The sequence below is a fragment of the Pseudomonas sp. BJa3 genome, assembly GCF_026343815.1.
GTDB lineage: Bacteria > Pseudomonadota > Gammaproteobacteria > Pseudomonadales > Pseudomonadaceae > Aquipseudomonas > Aquipseudomonas soli.
Genome location: NZ_JAOXMC010000017.1, coordinates 14,451 through 37,927, shown reverse-complemented (window position 1 = coordinate 37,927; position 23,477 = coordinate 14,451). Strand labels below are relative to the sequence as shown.

Annotated in this window: 15 protein-coding genes; 13 read left to right on the top strand and 2 right to left on the bottom strand. The window is 62.3% G+C overall.

The genetic code is table 11. From position 1 onward, the window contains the following. Positions 1-40: 40 nt before the first annotated feature. The 8 genes from OH705_RS20450 to OH705_RS20415 all read left to right on the top strand — a co-directional run bounded on the left by OH705_RS20450 (position 41) and on the right by OH705_RS20415 (position 14,891). Positions 41-3,679 carry a dermonecrotic toxin domain-containing protein gene (locus OH705_RS20450; protein ID WP_267302852.1) on the top strand — a complete coding sequence of 1,213 codons (3,639 nt, stop codon included), beginning with the start codon at positions 41-43 and terminating at the stop codon, positions 3,677-3,679. Further along, positions 3,680-4,507, top strand: a complete 828-nt coding sequence (locus OH705_RS20445) for an NEL-type E3 ubiquitin ligase domain-containing protein (RefSeq protein WP_267302851.1) — start codon at positions 3,680-3,682, stop codon at positions 4,505-4,507. A 252-nt stretch (positions 4,508-4,759) separates the two neighbouring features. Then, positions 4,760-9,211: an NEL-type E3 ubiquitin ligase domain-containing protein gene (locus OH705_RS20440; protein ID WP_267302850.1), complete on the top strand. Its 4,452-nt coding sequence runs from the start codon at positions 4,760-4,762 to the stop codon at positions 9,209-9,211. A 123-nt stretch (positions 9,212-9,334) separates the two neighbouring features. After that, entirely contained in the window at positions 9,335-10,981 is a 1,647-nt protein-coding gene (locus OH705_RS20435; RefSeq protein WP_023629453.1) for an AMP-binding protein, read from the top strand. A 14-nt stretch (positions 10,982-10,995) separates the two neighbouring features. Beyond that, positions 10,996-11,763, top strand: coding sequence for an SDR family NAD(P)-dependent oxidoreductase (locus OH705_RS20430; protein ID WP_023629454.1), 768 nt, complete (start codon positions 10,996-10,998; stop codon positions 11,761-11,763). Positions 11,764-11,774: 11 nt separating this feature from the next. Beyond that, positions 11,775-12,968: an acetyl-CoA C-acyltransferase gene (locus tag OH705_RS20425; protein ID WP_038706473.1), complete on the top strand. Its 1,194-nt coding sequence runs from the start codon at positions 11,775-11,777 to the stop codon at positions 12,966-12,968. A gap of 8 nt (positions 12,969-12,976) precedes the next feature. Then, positions 12,977-14,104: an acyl-CoA dehydrogenase gene (locus OH705_RS20420; RefSeq protein WP_267302849.1), complete on the top strand. Its 1,128-nt coding sequence runs from the start codon at positions 12,977-12,979 to the stop codon at positions 14,102-14,104. Between the two features lie 13 nt (positions 14,105-14,117). Beyond that, positions 14,118-14,891 (top strand): enoyl-CoA hydratase, encoded by a 774-nt coding sequence (locus OH705_RS20415; protein WP_038706471.1) that lies wholly within the window; start codon positions 14,118-14,120, stop codon positions 14,889-14,891. 29 nt (positions 14,892-14,920) lie between these two features. Here OH705_RS20415 and OH705_RS20410 read toward each other — a convergent pair whose 3' ends face one another. Beyond that, a complete protein-coding gene (locus OH705_RS20410; protein WP_267302848.1) occupies positions 14,921-19,468 on the bottom strand; it encodes a hypothetical protein in 4,548 nt (1,515 codons plus the stop codon). A 356-nt stretch (positions 19,469-19,824) separates the two neighbouring features. Here OH705_RS20410 and OH705_RS20405 point away from each other — a divergent pair, with 356 nt between their 5' ends. The 3 genes from OH705_RS20405 to OH705_RS20395 all read left to right on the top strand — a co-directional run bounded on the left by OH705_RS20405 (position 19,825) and on the right by OH705_RS20395 (position 22,296). Then, entirely contained in the window at positions 19,825-20,229 is a 405-nt protein-coding gene (locus OH705_RS20405) for a TraR/DksA family transcriptional regulator (RefSeq protein ID WP_023629711.1), read from the top strand. Between the two features lie 161 nt (positions 20,230-20,390). Further along, positions 20,391-21,986: a methyl-accepting chemotaxis protein gene (locus OH705_RS20400; protein WP_267302847.1), complete on the top strand. Its 1,596-nt coding sequence runs from the start codon at positions 20,391-20,393 to the stop codon at positions 21,984-21,986. A gap of 115 nt (positions 21,987-22,101) precedes the next feature. Then, positions 22,102-22,296 carry a hypothetical protein gene (locus OH705_RS20395; protein ID WP_094012104.1) on the top strand — a complete coding sequence of 65 codons (195 nt, stop codon included), beginning with the start codon at positions 22,102-22,104 and terminating at the stop codon, positions 22,294-22,296. A 5-nt stretch (positions 22,297-22,301) separates the two neighbouring features. Here OH705_RS20395 and OH705_RS20390 read toward each other — a convergent pair whose 3' ends face one another. Continuing rightward, positions 22,302-22,589, bottom strand: a complete 288-nt coding sequence (locus tag OH705_RS20390; protein ID WP_123902486.1) for a hypothetical protein — start codon at positions 22,587-22,589, stop codon at positions 22,302-22,304. Positions 22,590-22,799: 210 nt separating this feature from the next. Here OH705_RS20390 and OH705_RS20385 point away from each other — a divergent pair, with 210 nt between their 5' ends. Beyond that, positions 22,800-23,270 carry a hypothetical protein gene (locus OH705_RS20385; protein WP_038706469.1) on the top strand — a complete coding sequence of 157 codons (471 nt, stop codon included), beginning with the start codon at positions 22,800-22,802 and terminating at the stop codon, positions 23,268-23,270. Beyond that, a complete protein-coding gene (locus OH705_RS20380; protein WP_094012094.1) occupies positions 23,267-23,476 on the top strand; it encodes a hypothetical protein in 210 nt (69 codons plus the stop codon). The genes OH705_RS20385 and OH705_RS20380 overlap by 4 nt, the downstream gene beginning before the upstream one ends. Position 23,477: the final 1 nt, after the last annotated feature.

Genomic DNA, 23,477 nt, shown 5'->3' with positions numbered 1-23,477 from the left:
ACTTCAGCGTTGAGGGTTTCCAGCCACAGGACCGACCCTCATGCAACAGGCGCCACTGCACCCAAAGCTCGAACACCCGACTGATGACTTTCTCAGTGAGGTATTGCCGGACTGGTTGAGGCGGGCCAGTGCCGCCCAAGTGATGGCGTTGCGCGATGCCTATAAGGCCCACCTCAGAAGCCAGGCTGAAGTGTCGGCTGTATTCAGGCGGTTGGAACCCGTGGATACGTTTGCCCGGCGCTTGCTGGCGGAGGCGTTCTACCAGGAGCAATCTGTGCTCTTGGACCTCGACAGCGCGAACTGGCGGGAGCAGCGTCGCAGGTTCAAGGTGGAAACGGGAAAACTCCCCACGGATGAGTCGTACTTCGTGAAGGTGCCCGCTTTGCAGAGGTTGATGCAGAATTTTGCAAGCGGTGAATCTTTCTACATGGAAACGGCACTGGTTTATCCGCCAATTCCGGGCACCGACGTGCCGGAACGGATTGCCCTCGGTGACGCTGCACAGATTGTCAGTGTCTGCCGCAGGACTGATGTGGGCGCACGTTACCAGGAGCATCTGGCCCAGTTGTTCACTCCTGCATTCCAGCAATCCCTGGCCAACAGCCTTCGCCAAGCCCTTGCCCTGCAGCTCGAGATAGCCGCCACCCGGGGCCTTTTGCCGCCAGCCGAAGCCCAGATTGTGCGCGATGTGGTGGCGGGGCGGGCAGGCACGCTTCAGAACGGCCGGATGGTGCGGTGTGGCCCGTTGCAAGTATTGGGTTGCACTTTGCATGCGGCGCTGGTTGTGGAGCTCGGTAGCGACGACCAGCGGCATGCAGGCAGCGTGCTGCTGGTGCTGTCGGACGATGCCCACGCTGCCCTCCGACATCTGGTTTCCTGGCGTGTGATCAACTTCCAGCTGGTTGAAATGTTCAAGGATCCTGCTCGGTGTGCGGCGCTTGTACAACGGATCTCGCTGCGCGAGCGGGCCGGATTTCTCACCACGCTGGCTAAGCGGCTGGCCGATGAGGACCCTGATCTTGAGCCGACGTTCGCCAACCTGCCGCAGGGGCAGTTCGAGGGCCTGGCTTTACAGCAGTTGGAGCGGATACGCGAAGATGCGCGCTTCCTGGCTGTGCCGACAGCTGATGCAGACTCCAGGCAAGCGCTGGAACGTGAGCAATCTCTGGCGTCGGCAGGGTTGGCCCTGCTCAACCTGGCCGGGTTGTTCGTGCCGGCGATTGGCGCGTTGCTGTTGGCGGACATGGTGACGCACACACTGTCGGAAGTTTACGAAGGAGTCAGGCACTGGACCTTGGGCCATCAGCATGAAGCCCTCGAGCATCTGCTAGGGGTTGCCGAGAACCTGGCGGTAACTGCCGCGGTGGCCGCGGGGGGAGCGCTGGTGGCGCGTGGCTTTGTCCGGAGCACCTTCGTCGATGGGCTGGAGCCCATCACCAACGTCGCGGGCCGTCAACGGCTTTGGTCAAATGACCTGTCGCGTTATCAGGGCGAGCGGCCGAGCGCGACGCTTTACGAACTGGACAATGGTTTGCACACCGATGGCGTGCGGCATTGGTGGCTCCACGGTGGTAAGTACTGGCGGGTGCGTGCCCTGGGTGAGCATGGCCCCTGGCGCTTGCAGGACCCCACGGACGAGACCGCGTTTGGTCCTTCTCTGGAGCGTAACACTGAAGTTTCCTGGCAATTGTTTAGCGAGCGGCCGCTTGAGTGGCAGGGGGCCCAGATGCTGCTGCAACGCCTCTGGCCAGCCTCCTCGGCGTTAGGGAGCGAGCGAGTCGCCCAGGTGCTCAAGGTGGCGGACGTGAGCCAGGAGCATTTACGCGGCTTGCTGGTGGAGAAGCGCCCGTTGCCAGTGGCGTTACGCGACACCTTGGAGCGCTTTAGCGCAGATGATCGGATAGAGCGATTCTTTGCCCATCTCGGCAGGCCTGACAGTGAGTTGTGGCAATGGTGCCTGGACGATCTGGGGCTGCAAACCCTGTCGCGAGATGAGCAGGTGGAGCAGGTTGCCGAGCGTGCCGCCAGCCTGCGGCCCCGGTTGCTCGAATACCTGGCTGGTCGCTATCTGAAGTCAGACTCCCTTGGCTGGCTTATCCAGCGCGATTTCCCGGGTTTGCCTGATGCGTATGCATTGCATGTTCTACAACACATTACGGCTGGGCAACGTGTCGCCCTGCGCACTCAGGCGCGGCTGCCGTTGGCGGTGGCACAGCATGCGCGCCAGCTGCTGCAGGTGGCCAGGCTGACCCGCATGCGTGAAGGGCTGTACCTGGCTGGCAGCCATCACCCAGGTCTGGATGAGTTGGTCTTCTGCCTCTTGCGCGAGCACGCTGGTTGGCCGGCTGCAACAAAAGTGGAACTGCGCGAGGGCTCAACTGACGGTCGCCGGCTGGCGTGTTTGCCTGAACCGGAACAGGCTGGCGTGAATGTGGTGATGGTCCGGCACAACGGTCGCTACCGCCTGTATGACGTGACCGGCACCGAGTCGCAAGCGAGGGCGCCAGGGCCACTTGAGCTAGACGAAGCGTTGCTGGCCTGCCTGCCAGTCGCGGACCGACGACGCCTCGGTTGGCATGGCGACGAGGCGTTGACTCAAATACGCCTGACGCTGCAGCGCTGGCTGCCGCAAGGGCGTGAGGCCTTGCTTGAATTGTTGGGTGCCCGTGACGTTGGCGCGCCTCAAAACCCCATTCGGCGCCTGCCCGATGGCCGCGTTGGCTACTTGCTCAGCGGCAGGGGCGCAGGGGGCAATGCCGGCCAGCAGCTGATGCGTGCACGCATTCGAAGCCTGTATCCAGGCTTCAATGACCAGGAAGTGCAAACGTTTCTGGGCATCTTGCTGGAGCAGCCGGGATCGGCGTTGGGCAATCTTTTGCGGCAGGAACAGCAGTATCACAGGTTCAGTGAAGCATTGACGCGTTGGGTGGAAGGCACGCGCACCACTGCCAGCCAGTCTGCCCGCCTGTTGGTCGCAGACGAGCTGCGACGCAGCTGGCGCCTGATCGGCGAGCATATCGTCGACCAGCACGGAGCATCTCAGGGCATGCGCCTGAGCCTGACAGGCGTACCTTTACGCAGTCTTCCCGAGCTTCCGGTCGACACCGACTTCGCCCACGTGGCTGAACTGGTACTCAGTGACCTGGCGTTGGAACATGTTCCCGCCACCTTCTTGCGCTGTTTTTCTCAGCTGCGCTGGTTGAACCTGAGTGACAATCGCCTGACCGAGGTGCCTGCCGAATTGATGCATCTGTCTCATCTGACCAACCTCCGGCTGGCTGGCAACCAGATCCGCATGACCGCAGCGGGGGTTGCCGCCCTTGGCAATCTCACACGCTTGCGCATCCTCGATCTGAACCACAACCCCTTGGGAGCAATTGCTCTGCAGTTGGATGCGCTGGGCCGGTTGCGCGAACTGCACATGCGAGGCGCGAATTTGCAGACGGTGCCTGCGCAGCTGCACCGTTGCCGTTTGCTGGAGCTTGTCGACTTGCGTGACAACCATATTGGCGCACTACCCGAGATGCTGCTCGAAGCCCCCGAGGCTTTGCGAATGGCCGTCAGGTTGTCCGGCAATCCGTTATCCAATGCTGTCAGGCAGCGCATGCTGGCTGCGGGCGCAGTGGGGGCCGCCGTGGACGCGCAACTGCCGGCGGTGGCCACAGCACGTGAGCGATGATTGGCGTTGGTCGAGGCGCCGCGGCGTGGTATCAGCGAAGCACATTGGGATGGCCTTCAGGGCGAGGGGGGCAGCGACGAGTTTTTCGGGTTGCTGAAGGAGCTGACCAGCACCCGTGATTATCAACTCATTCCTGCTGATCTGGGGCGGCGTGTCTGGACCATGCTGGAGGCGATGCACAGCGATACGGTGTTACGTGAAGAACTGTTCAACCTGGCTGCTGACTCGCGAACCTGTGCCGATAGTGTGGCGGCCTGTTTCAGTGCCCTGGAGGTACGATTGTACCTGCGCCAGGCGCTTCAACAGGATGAGCCTGTGGCCGCACGGCTGACTCGCTTGCGCGTAGCCAGGCAGTTGTTCCGTCTTGAACAGGTTGAGCGTTTGGCCCGGGAGGATGTGCAGGCTCGCGTGGCGCAAGGGCAGACTGTCGACGAAATCGAGGTCAGCCTGGCCTACCGGACTGGTTTGGCTGTCGAACTGGAGCTTCCAGGCCAGCCAAGGACGATGCAGTTCAGCACCATTGCAGATGTCAGCCAGCAGCAATTGGCCGTGGCCGCTGCTGCGGTACGTGAAGCGGAAGGCAGTGACCAATTGGTGCGTTTCGTGACCCAGCGCGATTTTTGGCGAGAGTATCTGCAACGCGAGCAGCCGGCGACATTCAGCGCAGTTGAGGAACCATTCTCGGAACGTCTGGAAGCATTGAGCGGACTCGCCGCTGGTGGCGAAGGCGCTTATCTGGTCGAGGTCGACAGGCTGACGGCCGAGCGCAGGGCCGCGATCGAGGCGCTCGTGTTGCGGCTGACCCAGGAAGCAATGGGAGTGACATGAGCGCGGATATCGACGCTGCTTATGAAGGCGTGCCGCGATACCGTGGGCGGTAACCTGGGACGCGTGGCGAGGGGGCGTTTTACACCCTGCGTCAGGAGCGCAGGGTGACTGGCGCTCCTCGCCCCGTCGCATGATGGGGCAGCTCGGCGCCGTTCGCGTGCCGTGAAGCAAAAAGAGGTGCAGTTCCTTCTGCGTTTAGCGTCGGCGGTCGGGGAGCATTGACGGGTCGCTACCGTCAACCAAGGAGACTCCATGACCACAACCGCGGAACGTACGACTGAACAGAAAATCACCAGTGCTACGCATGACTTCATACGCGCCAGGCTACCCGACTGGCTGAGCCGGGCTTCGCTGGCCCAGATCAGAGATCTACGGGCGCGCTTCAAGGAACATCGGGCAAGCCAGGCGCGGCTGCGGGCTGTTACTGCCCAATTGCAATCGCTGCAGGTGTTCGCCGAACGGCACTTCAGCGGGTTGCTCAGGCAACCATTGCCCGAAGGTACGACCTTTGCCGAACTTGAATGGCGGGTCGTGACGCCCCGCTTCGACACGCTTGCAGGCCAGGCGTTACCCAGTTACGGCTATAGCGAGAGCCGGCGTAACGGGCTGCAGCAACTGATGAGCAACTTCCCGGCGCACAGCACTTATTACAAAGGTACAGGCCTGGTGCTTGCAGGCACGGACGCTGTCCTTTCGGGCGAGTCCGGCGAACTGGTCGCAGGCTGTCGGGAGCTGGATGCAGGTAGCCGCTATCAGGACTTGCTGGCGCAGGTTTTTTCGCCCGCGACCGAGGAGCTGCTGGCCGATCACAAACGTTCAGGTTTGCGGCTTGCCACCAAGATCGCTGTGTTGCAAGGCGAAATAGACGCTTTCGGCGAAAGCGCCTTGCGTGGGGTACTCGATGAGGAAATAGGTCTGCTGCACATCGGGCTGAGGGCTTACCCAGGTTTGTTGCAGGTGCTGGAGCAGCCTGTTGCTGACGGCATGCTGATCGAATTGAAAGATCAGCACGGTCAGCCTCAGGGGATCGTGCTTTATCTGCCGACAGATCCGGTGAAGGCCCTGCGCTATTTTCGCGACGCGGCCGTGCTGGAGCAGGCCCTTGCCATGTTGCTGCAAGCGCCGGCTTACCGGCAGCATTTCAGCCAGTTGATCAGCTTGCGGCACAGGGCAGGTTTCCTGCGTACGCTTGAACTGCGGCTGCAGGATCAGGTTCCCGACCTGCGGGTGCAGGCGAGGACTGTTCAAGGGAGCGTGTTTGCCAGGATGGCCGCAGAGCAGGTGCTACGGGTGAAAGATGATGCACGCCTGTTGCTCGTGCCAACGGCGCAAGCCGATGCCCAGGCCGCACGCGAGCGCTTTGAACAGTGGACGTCGGCCGGCATGAGCCTGGTCAATCTGGCCGGGTTATTCATCCCGGTGGTCGGCGCGATCTTGCTGGGGCAATTGTTGGTCCAGACGCTGTCCGACATCTACGAAGGCGTTGCCGACTTGAGCGAAGGGCACCAGCATGAAGCCTTGGAGCACCTGTTCAATGTGCTTGAAACGGTGGCGGTGGGCAGCGCCGTGGTGGCAGGGGTTGCACTGTTGCAAGGTGGCCTGCTCGATACCCTGCAACCGGTGAGCCTCGGCGCGAGGGGACAGCGCCTATGGTCTGGGGACCTCGATCCCTACCAGTCCCGCCCAGAAGGCGCGAGCCTGGGCGCGGATGGCCTATATCGTCAAGGCACGCAACGCTGGATGCGCTCAGGGACGCGTTACTTCGAGGTGCACCGGCAGGAGCCAAATGGCTTTTATCGTCTGCGTCACCCTCTGCGTGCTGATGCCTATGGCCCGATAGTGCTGCATAACGGTGAGCGCTGCTGGCAACTGATGTGCGAGCAACCACTGGACTGGCAGGACAGCGCCCGCATGCTTGATACCCTCTGGCCGCAACATCCTGCCATTGACTCGGCCAGGGCCCGGCAGATCCTGCAGGTGGCGGGCGTCGACCAGGATGAACTGCGCGGTATCCTGGTCGAAAACCGTGTCGTGCCGGTGAACCTCAGGGAGACCCTGCGGCGTTTCGAGCAGGATTCGCGCGTTGACCGGTTCTTTGCCCACGTTCGCAGCGGCCAACTGCCGCAAGGGGATATTCCCTTGCTCCGCTGGTGCGAAGCGCAAGAGCAGGTCGGTAGCGGAATGAGCAACGTGCTTGCCCATGAACATGCCCTGCGTGGCCCCTTGCTGGAGCACCTGACAGCGTGGCCTGCCAGCGACGATGAGTTGGTACGCGTGCTCGTGCGGGACTTTCCTGGCCTGCCGGTGGCTTATGCCCGTGAGTTGGCGGCAGAGGCAGATGCGACACAGCGCAGCCAATCGCTTGCCACCGGCAGGCTGCACCTGGAACTTGCCAGCCGAGCCGCTGCGTTGCTGCGTGTGGTGCGCCTGAGCCGTGCCCTGGAAGGCCTGTACCTGACCTGCGCCTACAGTGATGAAACCGGTGCGTTGGTGATGGCGTTACTGGCTCAGGGTGATCCCATCTCGGTGAGCCTGGAGTTGCGTGAGGGGACGGTGAACGGGCGTCTGATTGGCAGCATCGTCGCCGCTGATGATGCGGTGGCCTGCAAGGTGATGGTGCGCAGCCAGGGACGTTTCCTGGTTTACGGCAGCGATGGTCGACCATTGGCGCTGGCGCATGACAGGTCAGCAGATATCTTTTCTGTCATATGCGAGACGCTCACCGCCCGGCAATTAGCCGAGTTGGGTGTGGACAGTGGCGACCGGGCAGTGCAACTGCGTGCTCAGATCGTCGGTCAAGTGCCTGCAACGGGTGACGGTATTTCGCGTTTGCTGGGCTGGCCAGCACAACCACGCTGGTTCAACCCCGGCAGGCGGCTGGAGGATGGCCGTGTGGGGTATCTGCTCAGCGGCCGCGAACCGGGGCGAGGGAGTGCGCGGGAGGTGCTACGGCGCGGCCTGCAACGGTATTTCCCCGGCTTGCAGGATGCTCAGCTGGATGCCGAAATAGAACGCCTGCTCCGGGGCAGGGGCACTGCGTACCAAATACTGGCCGACCTCCAGGATGACCATGAGGCTTTGGACCAGGCGCTCAATCGCTGGGTTTCGGCGGCGTTGAGCGACGCCGTGCGCCGATCGCGCATGCGCGTTGCCGCTGACTTGCGCCGAGCCTGGAGAGCGCAAGGTGAGCTGGTGCGGGATGCTCAAGGCGCAGTGATTGGCCAGCGCCTGCACCTTCTGGGCCCGCGTATCAGCAGTCTTCCCGAGCTCCCAGCCACGTTGGAGTTCGCTCACCTGACAGTGCTGGCCATCAATGAAACCGCGATCACTCACGTGCCTGCGCAGTTCATGCAGGGGCTGATTGCACTGCGGGTATTGAACATGAACAACAATCGGTTGTTGCGCCTTCCAGAGGGTATCGGTTACCTCAGCGCGCTGCGGGAATTGCACTTGCGCCACAATGACATACGTCCGGATTTAGCCTCCCTCACACGGTTGCAGAGCCTGGGCCGGCTGACCCACCTCGATCTCAGCCACAATCCCCTCGGGGAAACGACCATGAGTTTTAGCCGGCTACCGCATCTCGTACAACTGCGCCTGCAAAACTGTCGCCTCGAGCAGTGGCCGAGAGATATCGGGCTTTGTGGCTTCCTTGAGCAGGTGGACTTGAGGAGCAACCAACTGGTTGGCGTGCCGGGCGAGGTATTGGCGATGCCGTACGAGTTTCGCCGCTCCTTGTTGGTAGACGGCAACCGTTTGAGCTCCCTGGACCTTTTGCGATTGCAGGCGTTGGATGCCATCGTCGAGGAAAATGAGCTATTGAGCTCCCCAGTGGACGATCCGGTGCTCGTCCGGGCCTGGTGGGTCGACGGCGATGCGGCGGCCCAGCCGGCACGAGACCGGCGCTGGCAGCGCCTGCAGGCAACAGCCGAAGGGGGTGAGCTGATCGGCCTGTTGCAACGGCTGATACCCCTTGCCGATTATGCCTGGCCTCGCGCAGAGCTCCTGGAAAACGCCTGGCTCTTGCTGATGGCCATCGACACCGACGCTGACTTGCAGGCGACGGTGTATCGTCTCGCAGCGCAGCGGCCGGTAAACGACAACGCAGTGATGGACTGCTTCAGCCAGATGTGGGTGAGCCGCCTGCGCAACCAGGTTGCTCAGGCGCAGGTCGCCACCTCCGGCGCCGAGCTGTATGCGCTGGGGCGTAGCTTGTTCCGCCTGGAACAGGTGCAGCGCATTGCCCGGCAGGATACAGCGCGGCGCAGCCTTCAGCGCGAGGTCCATGATGCCCCTGGCATTCGCCTGGGGTATCGGGTTGGCCTGCGTCAATGGCTGCGCTTGCCGGGCCAGCCGCACGCCCTGCGTATCACCGATCTCAATCGTGTGAGCGCAGATCAACTGCTCGCGGCGCGGCGAACGGTGCGCGCCCTGGAAACGCCGGGGGCATTGGCAAGCTACCTGAGCCAGCGACCATTCTGGCAAGGCTTTCTCTCACGGCGTTATCGCCCAGCCTTCGAGGCTTTGGAGCAACGGGTTAACGAGCGCCAGCAGGTTTTGCAGGCACGCCGTGGGACGCTCGATACCGCGCAGTTCCAGGATGAGCAGGGGGTGCTGGATGAGCAGCGGGCAGAGGAGACCCAAGCCTTGAGGGTCGAGCTGAGCTTGCAGTTCATACGAGGATGGGAGCGGGGCCTGGGGTGAGCCCGTCAGCGGCCAAACCGGTCATCCAGATTGACAGCTTTGGCCATTGCCGCTGATGACGAGCGGCGCGAACATCGTCGGACCGATGGTTAACTCCAAAAAAAACAAACCAGGAGTCCGACGATGCGTGATTACGCCGAGGCTGTTCGTGTGTTCGAGTATGGCGAAGCTGTTGCGACAGCGCTGCATGGCAACCTCGAAGCACTCAATGCCTGTGTCGAATGCTGTGACCGACATGTCGGCAGCGGCAGGCTGGCGCTGCTGCACGAGGACCGCGATGGCAACAGCAGCCGTTACAGCTTCGATCAGTTGCAATCCCTTGCGGTCCGCTTCGCCAATGTACTCAAGGCTCAAGGAGTGGGTGCCGGGGACCGGGTAGCAGGGCTCATGCCGCGCACGGCCGAGCTGTTGGTCACGGTGCTTGCCACATGGCGCCTCGGGGCAGTGTATCAACCGTTGTTCACTGCTTTCGGTCCCAAGGCCATCGAGCACCGTCTGGCGCAATCCCGCGCCCGCGTCGTTGTGACCGACAGCCTTAACCGTTGCAAACTGGACGATGTGCACGGCTGCCCGACCATCATCACGGTAAACGCCCGCAGTGGCGAACTGGACTTTCAGCAATGCATGGACAGCGCATCGCAGGTTTGCGAGCCGGTCATGCGCTCGGGCAGCGACCCGTTCCTGCTGATGTTCACCTCCGGCACCACCGGCCCTGCCAAACCGCTGGAAGTGCCGTTGCGCGCCATCGTCGCCTTCCAGGGCTACATGCGCGATGCCATCGACCTGCGCCCAGAAGACAACTTCTGGAATCTGGCCGACCCAGGATGGGCCTATGGCTTGTACTACGCCGTGACCGGTCCCTTGTCGCTGGGCCATGCCACCACGTTCTACGATGGCCCCTTCAGCGTCGACAGCTGCGCCCGGGTGATCGACAAGCTGGGTATCACTAACCTGGCCGGCTCTCCCACCGCATTTCGCCTGCTGATTGCCGCCGGCGAGCAGTTCTCGGCACCTGTCAACGGGCGCCTGCGGGTGGTCAGCAGTGCCGGTGAGCCGCTCAACCCAGAGGTGATCCGCTGGTTCGCCGAAGAACTGGGGGTCACCATCCACGACCATTACGGCCAGACCGAGCTGGGCATGGTGTTGTGCAACCACCATGGTTTGCGACATGCGGTGCACATGGGGGCGGCCGGTTTCGCCATCCCCGGCCATCGCATCGTGGTACTGGACGAGCAGGGGCAGGAACTGCCAGCCGGACAGCCGGGCATCCTCGCTGTCGATCGCGAGCAATCGCCGTTGTGCTGGTTCGCTGGCTACCACGGTCTACCGACCAAGGCCTTTGTCGGCAAGTACTACCTCAGCGGCGACACCGTCGAGTTGAACCCGGAAGGCAGCGTCAGCTTCGTCGGGCGCAGTGACGATGTGATCACCACCTCCGGCTACCGAGTAGGCCCGTTCGATGTAGAGAGCGCGTTGATCGAGCACCCCGCAGTGATCGAGGCGGCGGTGATCGGTAAACCGGATCCGCAGCGCACTGAGCTGATCAAAGCCTTCGTGGTCTTGGCCGCCGGCTATCAAGGCAGCGCCGAGCTGGAAGAGGACCTGCGTCAGCATGTGCGCCAGCGCTTGTACGCACATGCCTACCCCCGTGAAATCGAATTCGTCAGCGAGCTGCCCAAGACCCCAAGCGGCAAGCTGCAACGCTTCATCCTACGTAACCAGGAAGTCGCCAAACAACAAGCGCAACAGATCACCCCTGTCAGCGCCTGAAAGGAAAGCCGATCATGCAACTACTGAACAAGCACTTCATCGTCAGCGGCGCCGCCTCTGGGCTGGGTGCCGCTACTGCGTCCATGCTGGTCGAGGCTGGTGCCAAGGTCATGCTGGTCGACCTCAATGCCCAGGCCGTCGAAACGAAGGCGCGCGAGCTGGGTGACCATGCCCGCTTCGCGGTGGCCGACATCAGCGACGAACAGGCCGTACAAGCCGCAATCGACGCCGCCGTTGGTGCCTTTGGCAGCCTGCACGGGGTGGTCAACTGCGCAGGCATCGTCGGTGCCGAAAAGGTCCTGGGCAAGAATGGCCCGCACGCCCTGGGGAGCTTCGCCAAGGTCATCAACGTCAACCTGATCGGCAGTTTCAACCTGCTGCGGCTGGCTGCTGCGGCCATGGCCGAAGGGGCTGCGGACGAGGAAGGGGAGCGTGGCGTGATCATCAACACCGCCTCCATCGCCGCCTACGATGGGCAGATCGGCCAGGCGGCCTATGCCGCTTCCAAGGGCGCCATCGCCAGCTTGACCTTACCCGCTGCCCGTGAGCTGGCACGTTTCGGTATCCGCGTGATGACGATCGCCCCGGGCATTTTTGAAACGCCGATGATGGCCGGCATGACCGAGGAAGTACGTGCTTCGCTGGCCGCTGGCGTGCCGTTCCCGCCTCGCCTGGGCCGCCCTCAGGAATACGCTGCACTGGTCCGCCATATCATCGAAAACAGCATGCTCAACGGTGAGGTGATCCGCCTCGACGGAGCGCTGCGCATGGCTGCCAAGTAAGGAGATTGAACATGACCCTCGCCAACGATCCGATTGTTATCGTCAGCGCCGTGCGCACGCCGATGGGCGGCCTGCAGGGCGACCTCAAGAGCCTGACCGCGGCGCAACTGGGCAGTGCGGCGATCCGAGCCGCCGTCGAGCGCGCCGGTATCGATGCTGCCAGCGTCCAGGAGGTACTGTTCGGCTGCGTGCTGCCGGCTGGCCAGGGCCAGGCTCCTGCGCGCCAGGCAGCGCTCGGTGCCGGTCTGGACAAGCACACCACATGCACCACGCTGAACAAGATGTGCGGCTCGGGCATGCAGGCCGCTATCCTGGCCCATGACCAGTTGCTCGCCGGCAGCGCCGACGTGATCGTCGCCGGCGGCATGGAGAGCATGACCAACGCCCCCTACCTGCTGGACAAGGCCCGTGGCGGCTACCGCATGGGCCACGGCAAGATCATCGACCATATGTTCATGGACGGGCTGGAGGACGCGTACGACAAAGGCCGTCTGATGGGCACCTTTGCCGAAGACTGCGCGCAGAAGGGCGCTTTCAGCCGCGAAGCCCAGGATGCTTTCGCCATCGCTTCGCTGACCCGTGCCCAGGATGCAATCAAGAGCGGTCGGTTTGCGCCCGAGATCGTTGCGGTGGAGGTCACCGAGGGCAAGGACAAGCGGGTCATCAAGGACGACGAGCAGCCGCCCAAGGCTCGCCTGGACAAGATCCCGCAGTTGAAGCCTGCCTTCCGTGAGGGCGGCACTGTCACTGCCGCCAACTCCAGCTCCATCTCCGATGGGGCCGCGGCGCTGGTCTTGATGCGGCGCTCCGAGGCCGAAAAGCGCGGCCTCAAGCCGCTGGCGCTGATCCATGGCCACGCTGCCTTCGCCGATACCCCGGCGCTGTTCCCCACCGCGCCGATCGGCGCCATTGACAAGCTGCTCGAACGCACTGGCTGGAACCTGGCCGAGGTGGACCTGTTCGAGATCAACGAAGCGTTCGCGGTGGTCACCCTGGCGGCGATGAAGCATCTCGACCTGCCCCACGACAAGGTCAACATCCATGGTGGCGCTTGCGCCCTGGGCCACCCAATCGGCGCTTCGGGTGCGCGGATCCTGGTGACCTTGCTGTCGGCGCTGCGCCAGAACAACCTGCGCCGTGGCGTGGCGGCCATTTGCATCGGCGGTGGCGAAGCGACGGCCATGGCCGTCGAATGCCTGTACTGAGGTGAACCATGTTGGTAACTGACGAGCAACAACAGATCGCCGACGCCGTGCGTGCGTTCGCCCAGGAACGGTTGAAGCCGTTCGCCGAGCAATGGGACAAGGAGCATCGCTTCCCGAAAGAAGCCATCGAGGAAATGGCCGGGTTGGGACTGTTCGGCATGCTGGTGCCGGAGCAGTACGGAGGCAGTGACACAGGTTACGTGGCTTATGCCATGGCCCTTGAAGAAATCGCCGCCGGTGACGGTGCCTGCTCGACCATCATGAGCGTGCACAACTCGGTGGGATGCGTGCCGGTCCTCAAGTTCGGCAGCGAGGCGCAGAAGCAGCAGTTCCTCGCGCCGCTGGCCAGTGGCGCGATGCTCGGCGCATTCGCCCTGACCGAGCCCCAGGCGGGTTCCGATGCCAGCAGCCTGAAGACTCGCGCCCGTCTGGAGGGTGGCCACTACGTGCTCAACGGCAGCAAGCAGTTCATCACCTCCGGGCAAAACGCCGGAGTGGTAATCGTCTTCGCTGTCACCGATCCGGACGCTGGCAAGCGTGGCATCACGGCCTTCATCGTGCCCACCGACTCACCGGGATACCAGGTGACACGCGTCGAGGACAAGCTTGGTCAACATGCCTCCGACACCTGCCAGATCGTTTTCGACAATGTGCATGTGCCGGTGGCCAATCGCCTCGGAGAAGAAGGGCAGGGTTACAAGATAGCCCTGGCCAACCTCGAAGGCGGGCGCATCGGCATCGCCTCGCAGTCGGTGGGCATGGCCCGCGCCGCCTTCGAGGTGGCGCGCGACTACGCCAACGAACGGCAAAGCTTCGGCAAGCCGCTGATCGAGCACCAGGCCGTGGCCTTCCGCTTGGCCGACATGGCCACCAGGATCGCCGTGGCCCGGCAGATGGTGCTGCACGCCGCCGCCCTGCGCGACGCCGGGCGCCCGGCGTTGGTGGAAGCCTCGATGGCCAAGCTTTTCGCCTCGGAAATGGCCGAAAAGGTCTGTTCGGACGCCTTGCAGACCTTGGGTGGTTATGGCTATCTGAGCGACTTCCCGCTCGAGCGCATCTACCGCGACGTGCGGGTTTGCCAGATTTACGAAGGTACCAGCGACATTCAGCGCATGGTCATTGCGCGCAATCTTTGAAGGAGCAGTCTGCATGGCATTCGAAACCATCCTGTTGGACATCCACGGCAAGGTCGGCCTGATCACCCTAAACCGTCCGCAGGCGCTCAATGCGCTGAATGCGCAGATCGTTGGTGAAATCAACCAGGCCCTGGACCAGCTCGAGCGTGATCCAGACATCGGCTGCGTGGTGTTGACCGGCTCTGCCAAGGCTTTCGCTGCCGGCGCCGACATCAAGGAAATGGCCGAGCTGCAATACCCGCAGATATACGTCGACGACCTGTTCAGTGACGCCGACCGCATCGCTAACCGGCGTAAGCCGATTATCGCCGCGGTGTCCGGCTTTGCCTTGGGTGGGGGCTGCGAACTGGCGATGATGTGCGATTTCATCCTCGCCGCCGACAATGCCAAGTTCGGCCAGCCGGAAATCAATCTTGGCGTGCTGCCGGGCATGGGCGGCACCCAGCGCCTGACTCGCGCGGTGGGCAAGGCCAAGGCTATGGAACTGTGCCTGACCGGCCGCTTGATGGGGGCAGAGGAAGCCGAACGCGCGGGCCTGGTAGCGCGCATCGTGCCGCAGGCCGAGCTGTTGGAGGAGGCACTGAAAGTGGCAGCGACCATTGCTGCCAAGTCCATCCCAGTGAGCATGATGGTCAAGGAAAGCGTCAACCGGGCGTTTGAAGTCACCCTGAGCGAGGGGGTCCGCTTCGAGCGCCGGGTGTTCCATGCCGCCTTCGCTACCGAGGACCAGAAGGAAGGCATGGCCGCCTTCATCGCCAAGCGCGAGGCGCAATTCAAGGACTGTTGACGGGGGGCGGCCGCAGCCGCCCCTTTGGTCTAAAGGCTGAAGAAGTACTTGGCGGCGGCCGCGCTGGTAATCGGGGCACGGTATACATCCACGATGTTACCGCTGCCATCGCTGTAGCGCTGGCCTGGCATATGCCGTTGCGCCGCTGTCTTCAGGTGGCCAGCGGTGAAGTCTGTCTTGGCGGAGGTCGTCGATGGGTAGTGGAAGTGTGCGTACCACAGCACCTTGCCTTCGTGGCTGATGCTGTATTCGTCGAGAAAATCGGCTGGCCGCCCCTTGGCCCTGGCCAGTCGACTACGTACCCCTTCGGCCCGCAACTGCACGAGCCCGTTATCCACCAGATACATGAGCTCAACCATGCGCGGTTTCTGCGTGAGTGCGGCTGACACGCGCAAGCGTGTAGCCGTTCCTTCCAACTCATCGGCCAGCCGCCGCAGGGATCCGGCGACCAGCTCGGCATCCTTGCCGCCATGAGCGTCGTCGGTTTCGTTGATCTCGGTCAGCCGTGCCTCGATGGCATCGACGCGTTCGAGCAGGCGGGTGCGTTGATAGAGCACGCTCTCCTGGAGCTCTACTGGCAGATAGCGACTTGACTGCGCTTGCAGGCTCGCCACCTCGTCGTGGGCCTGCGCAATCAATGCGTCGCTGTCCTTGAGAAGGCGTTTGAGACTCGACTGTGTTGAGCGGGAGGCGGGCTGGGAGGGCTTGAGCTCCACCCAGTCGCCATGCTTGAGGTGGTAGGTACGCGTGGGTGTCTTGTCGTCTGGGCCGGGAATATCGACGGTGTTGGCATCGTCGCTGCGTGGATCGGCCAGCAGAAGCCCATGTTCGTTGGTCTCGATCAGCCCGGGTACCTTCTTGCGCAGTTGCCCCAGGCTGCTGACCGGCGGATAGTCGGGCAGTTCTTTCAGCTCCTCGCGGTTTCGTTCCAGCAGCCAGTCGATTTGTTCATTCATCTGCCGCGCGGTCTGTAACGCCGCGCTGTCCTTGACCAGTGCCGTGAAGATTTGCAGTTGTCGGGATGCGGCCGTGAGGTGGCCGATAATGCTGCGCAGTAGTCTGGTGGTGATTTCGTCATCGGTGCTTGACAGCTTGAACAGTTTGGCTCGCTGAGCGATACCCAATTCGAAGTTGCCCCAGAAGCGGTCTCTCCAGTAGCACGCTTCCTCGCTCAGGCCGTGTACCAGGGTCATGCGGTTGAGCAGTCCTTCAAGCCGCAGGAAGCGCAGGATCAGTTCCTGCTCCGGCGTTGCCGGCATGCTGACGGCGAAGTCCCGCCATCGCCGGATCTCGGGCTGGTGGGGGCTTGCCAGCTTGCTCAGTTCATCCTGGCAGTGACGCAAGCGTCGATTGTTGTCGATCATCCGGTCTATCAGGGGGGCCATTCTGTCCAGGCGGGCGGCGATGATACTGACGTCCCCGGGGGTGAGGACCTCGCCGGCCTGCTGGAGGCTGGCAGCGTTGAGCAATTGGTCTCGATCAGGGCGATAGCGCAGGTGCAGCACTTTGCGCAACAGGCGCTGGCAGAAACTCTCATGATACAGTGCGAAGGCGTGGACTTTTTTGAAGTCCTTCACTGGTTGCAATGTGTTGCGCTGTTTCAGATGCTCGATGTGTGTCGCCCAGAACTCCGAGAGGGTATCGAGCTTGTCCTGGCAGGTGTGCAGGCGGGCATCGTCGAGAGGGCTGGCGACCAGCTTCTCCAGTGTGGTCTGTTCCAGAATCCTGGCGTCGATGGTGTCCTTGTCGGCCTTGATCAGTTCGTTGGCAGTACGCAGGGCGCTCGCCTTTTGCAGCTGCAGCTTTCGGACCTGTGCGGACAGTGGCATGCCACCCTTCAGAGTGAGGCTCAGATCCAGTTGCCAGCGGTCTACTTCGTCGCGCCGTAGCCAGGGGCCTGGGGTTTCGTCAGGGCCAACGATGCGCAGTTGATTGCGAGGCAGGTCGAGCATGACCTGGTACACCTTGCCCTGCAGCACCGTGTAGAGCCTTGATTCATGCAGGTACAGGCCGCGCAGGTTGCTGCTGGGCAACGGTTCCCCGAGTACGGTGGTATCGATATCCGCCTGCAAGGCGTGCAGTCTAGTGCTTTGCGCAACAGTCAAAGTGCGGGTGGGGCGCCCCCAGCTGAAGTCGAGATGTATCGCAGAGACACCTTCTACCACGGCGGGCGCGGCTGGTTCCGGCGCTGTATCGATGGGTGGCGTGACCGACACCCCCAGTGAGCGTTCCTCACCATTTTCCTCTCTCAGGCGAGTATCAGCATGTGTAGCCAGCAGCATGACGATATTGAGCAGCAGGTTGACCCCTGCCTGCCAGTATCTTGAGGAATCCTGCCCGGCATCCGTTTCGATGAAATCGGCCAGTGCCACTTCCATCTGCGCCAGCCAGGCCACTTTGCCCAGTGCGCCTCCTGCGAGGGGAAGCAAGGTGTTGAACAGTAGTCCTCCCAGCTCTTTCCAGCGTGCCCAGCGGGTCTGCGCGCTCGTCCAGGCATGCTCTTCGAACTCATGGATCGATTCGTTGACGCAAGCCAGGTAGAGATCTGCGCCAAGGTCTTTGGAAGGTGCTTCGAATGTCAGTTCCACCGGCGCGGGCGTGCCGAACGGGACTGCACTGGTGTCATCCAGTGGTACGAACAGATGTGGCTCGAGGAAGCCACCGTGGGCATAGAATCTGCGGTCCTCGGCCGGAAGACGGTGCAGCAGGTCGTCCTGCACAGCGCCAGGGGTGCTGATGGCCACGAACAGCGCCAGCCGATCGGTGAAGTGCAGCAGGCTGTCCTGGTGCAGGGGGCGGTACAGCAGGCAACTGTTGGCGTTGGGTGAATAGGGCTCTATGAGCCAGGTGTTGCGTGGGTGATCCACTGTCGAGTCAGGTGCCTTGAGTAGACCCAGCGGTCTGATCACCCAGCGCTTCGGATCATTCTCGTCAGCGTCGCAGAACAACTGGCTGATGTGACTGACGACCTCCGGGTCCGGCAATTTCCCCCGTAGATACAGCTCTTGCGCCAGCGCCGGTAGTTGGCTGCCGAGTTGCGCCAAGAGTTGGCGCTGGCGCCACTCGCGCTGGCCGCTGTCATCCAACAACTTGCTGCGCAGCATGGCTGGGTAGGCGCTGGCGATATCCAGGTCTTCGACCACTTCGCGCAGGTAGCTTTCAGTCAGCCAGGCAGGCAAGGGCGCGGCATCATTGGAGTGCAGCTCCACCCGACCCGGTTTGAGCAAGCCGACATTGGCGATGGCCAGTCGGGCGAGAGAGAAGGTGACGGGGGTCACCTCGCCTGTGCTGCCAAGTCCAGGAAGCCCGGCAGCGGCGGCAATCACCTGGTAGTTGATGATCCTGATCTGCTCAGGTTCGAGCGGATCGCCCGGGTGATCCGCAGCGAAGCGTGCGGCAAGTTTCCGGTTGGCGAACTCCACGGCGTTGTCGACCCCATCGAGCCAGAACTGCCCCTTGGAGGTATGGAGAGCCTGGGCGACGTCGAACAGCAGCGTGCTGTAGCGCAACAAGGGCTGGCTCCCCGCGTCGCGCAGCCAGTCGGGCAGTTGGGCCGACAACGTATTACGCGCTCTGGATTCGGTATTGCTGCACAGGTCCAGCATGGAGGTGAGCCTGTCCAGTTCCAGGTTCATATTGATGGCGTCAAGCTTGCTCCGATAGCTTGCGGCACGACTGTCGATGATGCGCAGTTGCTGTTCCAGAACGCCCAGCGCCATGCTTTCGAAGTCGCCTTGCGCGGGCGGGCCGATGCTGACTTTCCGGCACGCGGTTCGGGATCTTGCGGGCCAGTATCGAGCGATGGCCTGCAACAGGTCCTGGCGGGAGGGGAAAGCCAGGAGCTTGCCTGTCAGGCTGTAGAGAAGGGTCACTTTGCGCTCGGGATCGGCATCGTGGTGCTCGATCAACAGTGCGCTCGCCAGTTCGTTGTCCAGCATCCCGACCTCGGAGAAATCCACGGCAAGCTGCGAGACGCTCAAGCCACGTGTGTTCTGCCAATTTCGGTACCCGGAATCAGGTTGGCTATGCACCAGCCTGGCGATGACCAAGGCGAAATCAGACAGGCTGCAGGCGTTCTGATGGGCGTCGATGGCTGCCAGAAAGCGGTTGCGAAGGTCTTCGGCATACCATTGCCACGGGGTCTCACCCCTGGTGTCGAAGCGGCTCCAATGGGTCGCCAAGGATTGTTGGTACACATCGAGCAGAAACGGTGCAGTGTCATTGATCAGCAATTCCACTTGATGCAAGGGGATGTCCACCTGCCAGGCGGGATCAGCATCGACATGCGTAGTGAGGGTATCTTCGTCAATCGTCAGGTTGAGGGTCCGGCCCAGGCAATAGCGCTCGGTGAGCACATGCGACAAGGGGCGAACCCACAGGCTGTTGGAGCTTGATTGCCGGCTGGCGAGATAGAGCCCCGTTGGATCATGGGTATCGTCTGGCAGATAATGGAGCCATTGTGCTGCCAGGATATGCTCCGCAGCATCGAGCAATTCCGGACGATCGGCGAAGCGTCGGGCAACTTTGCATTGAAGCGTGCTGGAGCGGACAAAGCGTCGAGTTGTTGTGTCATTCATGGCCAGGCCTCCTATCTGATCGAGGCTGTATCAAGCGCGTTTGCGCTCGGCTCTGGTCATTAACCCGATACCTCCTGACGTTGCGACGCTTGCGAGCGGGGGTGGTTGCAGCCAATATTTATTACTACATATTTTTCTGTGCCTCGTCGTGAAGCGCAGGCAACGCACCAGTAGGCGGATTCCTGGCTGTTTCGGACAAATCCTCCGTCATTTATGTTGCCCGCTGCCGCCTGGCACCTTAGACTTCCGCCCCCTGTAAAAAGAGTGCCGGTTGGCGCTTGAAGAATTTCGCCGTCGACGCCGTCGCGTCGCTGGCACCCGAATCGCCCATATGCACATTTTTCATAGAGAAATCGATGACCAAGGAACAGTTGCTGGCCATGTCGGCCGATGACTACATGAATGCCGAGCAGCTCGCATATTTCACCGCGTTGCTGCAGGCGATGAAAGTCGAAACCCACGAGCGCATCGAACTGAGCCGCACTGCTATCGAAAGCCTGGATACCCCGTCGGATCCCGCTGACGTGGCATCGGTCGAGGAAGAGCGCACCTGGCTGGTCAATGCCATCGACCGCGACCAGCGCCTGCTGCCGCAACTGGAGATGGCCTTGGACCGCATCACCGACGAAAGCTTTGGCTGGTGCGACGACAGTGGTGAGCCGATTGGCCTGAAGCGCCTGTTGATCAGCCCGACTACCAAGTACTGCATCGAAGCCCAGGAGCGTCACGAACAGCTCGACCGCCACCAGCGGCAGATCTGATCCAACGCCTTGCGCAAGGCCCCATGGAGCGATCCCTGGGGCCTTCTTGCTTTCTTGCCCTGCATCAACTGCGACCGTCTTGCCCCTCTGGAGGCATGGATAATGGCGTTATAGTGGCGTTTAATGACGTCACAATAACGACACGCGGATGGACCACGAAGATGATGCGAGAAGGATCTCTGTCAGCCGTTGAAACACCTCGACCTGAGCCTTGCCAAACGGGTGCTGGCGTTGCCCTGTTGCAGGGTGTTGCCCTGTGCGCGCTGCTGGCCGCCATGGCCTATGCCGGGTTGGCGTTGTACCTGGTCGTGCCCCTGGCGCTGCTGGTGCTGTGGCTGCCGCGTGGACGGCGTGCGCCAGTGCCTGCGGTTACGCCCACCGCGCAGGACGATGGCCTGCTGCAAGAGCTCGCGCGCGGCACCAGCCACAATGCCCTGTCCGCCGCCGCAGTGGCCCATTCGGTGCAGCAGCTGGCGGCGCGGGTACAGTCGCAACTGGGCGCGGCCCAGGAGATCGTCGGCAGCGCCGAGATCATGATCACCACCGAGCAGGCCACCGCCCAGCTCAGCCAGCAGGCCCTGACCGCCGCACGTGCGGCCCATGACAGCAGCGTCGCGGGCAGCGCCGTGCTGGGCGAGTCGATACAACGCATGCGTGACCTGAGCGAGCGGGCCAGTGCCAGCCGCGAGCTGATCGAGGCGCTGCACCAGCGTAGCGAGGATATCGCCCGGGTCACCCTGGTGATCCAGGCGATTGCCAGCCAGACCAATCTGCTGGCGCTCAATGCCGCCATCGAGGCGGCGCGCGCTGGCGAACACGGTCGTGGCTTTGCGGTCGTCGCCGATGAGGTGCGTGGCCTGGCTGGGCGCACCGCCAGTGCCACCGAGGAGGTCGGGCAGATGGTGGCCGACATCCAAGCGCGCACTGCCCAAGTGGTGGAACAGATCCGAGGGTTGGCCGATGAGCTGGGCGCCGGGGTCAAGCAGGTCGAGCATACTGGTGGGCAGCTGGCGCAGATCGCCGAGCTGGCGGCCAGTGTCGAAGGCCAGGTCAGCGAGATTGCCCAGGGCACGCAGACCAACCAGGCCCAACTCGACAACCTGTTCCAGGCCGTGGCCCAGGTGCGCGGTGATTTGTTGGTGAGTGACCAGCAGACTCGACACCTGGCCGAGGCGGCCGTGCAGATGGAGGGACAGGTCGAGAACATTAGCGAGCGCCTGGCCGAGGTGGGGCTGGATGCCTACCACCAGCGTGTCTTCGAACTTGCCCAGGCCGGTGCTCGGCAGATCAGTGAGCAGTTCGAGGCAGATGTCGAGAAGGGGCGGATCAGCCTGGACGATCTGTTCGATCGCCATTACCGACCGATCCCTGGCGTGCAGCCACAGCGCTTCACTACGCGCTTCGACCCTTACACCGATAGCGTGCTGCCACAGATCCAGGAGCCGCTGGTGCAGCACGACGGGCTGGTTTACGCCATCGCGTGTACGCAGCAGGGTTATGTGCCCACCCACAATAACGTCTTCAACCAACCCTTGACCGGCGACCCAGCACATGACACTGCGTACAGTCGCAGCAAACGCATTTTCGACGATCGTACCGGCAGTCGCTGTGGCAGTCATCAGCAGCGAGTCTTGTTGCAGACCTACACCCGCGATACAGGGGAACTGATGCACGACCTGTCCGTGCCGATCTTCGTCCAAGGTCGGCACTGGGGTGGGCTGCGCCTGGGCTACCGGCCAGATCCGGGGCTGGGTTGAGCGGATTTGTTGCCATTACTGCAATACAGCTGTACCAGGCGACGCTTTTTCCCCGGCAGGGCTGGTCGTATCATGCGCACATCGTTAGGTTGCTAATTAAATTCCGGAGGGAATGGTGAATAGCCAAGTCGATGTAGCCGCCATGATCGGCACCGGTGTGCCGCGATCAATGCAGGCCGTAGGTAAACGGGTATGCTGGGTGGTGTTGGTCGATGGCGAGCGCCGTGGCACGGCGTTCGCCAGCCGCGCCGAAGCACTGGAATGCCGGGCTGCCTGGCTGGCCCAGTTGCAGCGGTGCAGCGCCGCCTGAAAGATTCAGCGCTCGAAATGCCGGGCCAGTGCGCAGGCCTGTTTGTGGCACTGGCGAAATCCCCTTACGCGCCCGGTATCGCGCTCGGCAATGTGGTAGAACGCGTTGCCTGCGGGGATGACGATATAGCGAGGCATTTCCCGATCAGAAATATTACGTGCCTCTCGACGGGTTTCGGTGTTTTCGTGCATATTTGCTCTCCTGTAATGCGCGACTGAAGACCAGCATTCCTTTCTGGCCAAAGAACTGGCGTTGTTTGTCGCATCTTTTCCGGCATTTTTGCTGTCGGACATTACGTTTCCTTTGCGGAATCAAGCCGAAGCTTACTTCGCGTCGCCGGGCGGTGGCTGGGTGAATCACTTCCTGGTTGCGCCTGCGCCGTTGCGCGAGGACGCTTTGATGCTTGTTTCACGGTCCTGCGGACCATGACTAAACAGTGCCTGCCACCTGACGCCTGCGGTGTCCGTGGCGTGGCCGTTGCAATCGATGTGAGGAGCCTTTCATTGGCAGTCAGTACACTGGATACCCATGCGTTGTTCGCCTTGGGCGACTTGCGCGCCCAACTGGTCAAACTGTTCCACGGGCGTTTCATCTATGTCACCGAGCAGAATCCGGAAGGCCTGTACATGGCCGAAATCGACACCGAAGACGCCATGGTGGTCGATGACAAGCAGCGCCTGGAACTGAAAGTAGGCGACCACTTCCGTGCCGCGGTGCTGCCCAGCCGCGAAGGTGGCAAGCTGGAGTTGCGTTTTCGCGAGATCAAGCTGAACGTCTATGGCCAGGGCGACTACGCCTTCGTCTCGGTACCGGAAGGCGAAGGTATCGTGTTCCGCGACGGGCATGGCGTGATGCTGGTGTTCGCTGCCCAGCAACAGGTGCAGGAAGGCCTGGGCAAGTTGCTCAAGGCCGTGACTGGCAAGGTCGCCAAATGGCGCAAGGGCGAGTTGACCACTTTCAAGGCCAGTGAATGAGCGGCGAGCCCAGCGCGGGCTCGCGGGCAGACTTTCACCGCGAGCACCAGGCGCGTGCGGTGGAGGAGGCCGAGCGCCTGCTGGCGCGCCGGGAGGTGCTGCAAGGCGCCTGGCTGGCCTGGGTCGCAGGCGAGCTCTACCAGATGAGCCCGCCGCCGTTTGCCTCTATGGTACGCCGCGAGTTGCAGCGCCTGAGCCAGGCATGAG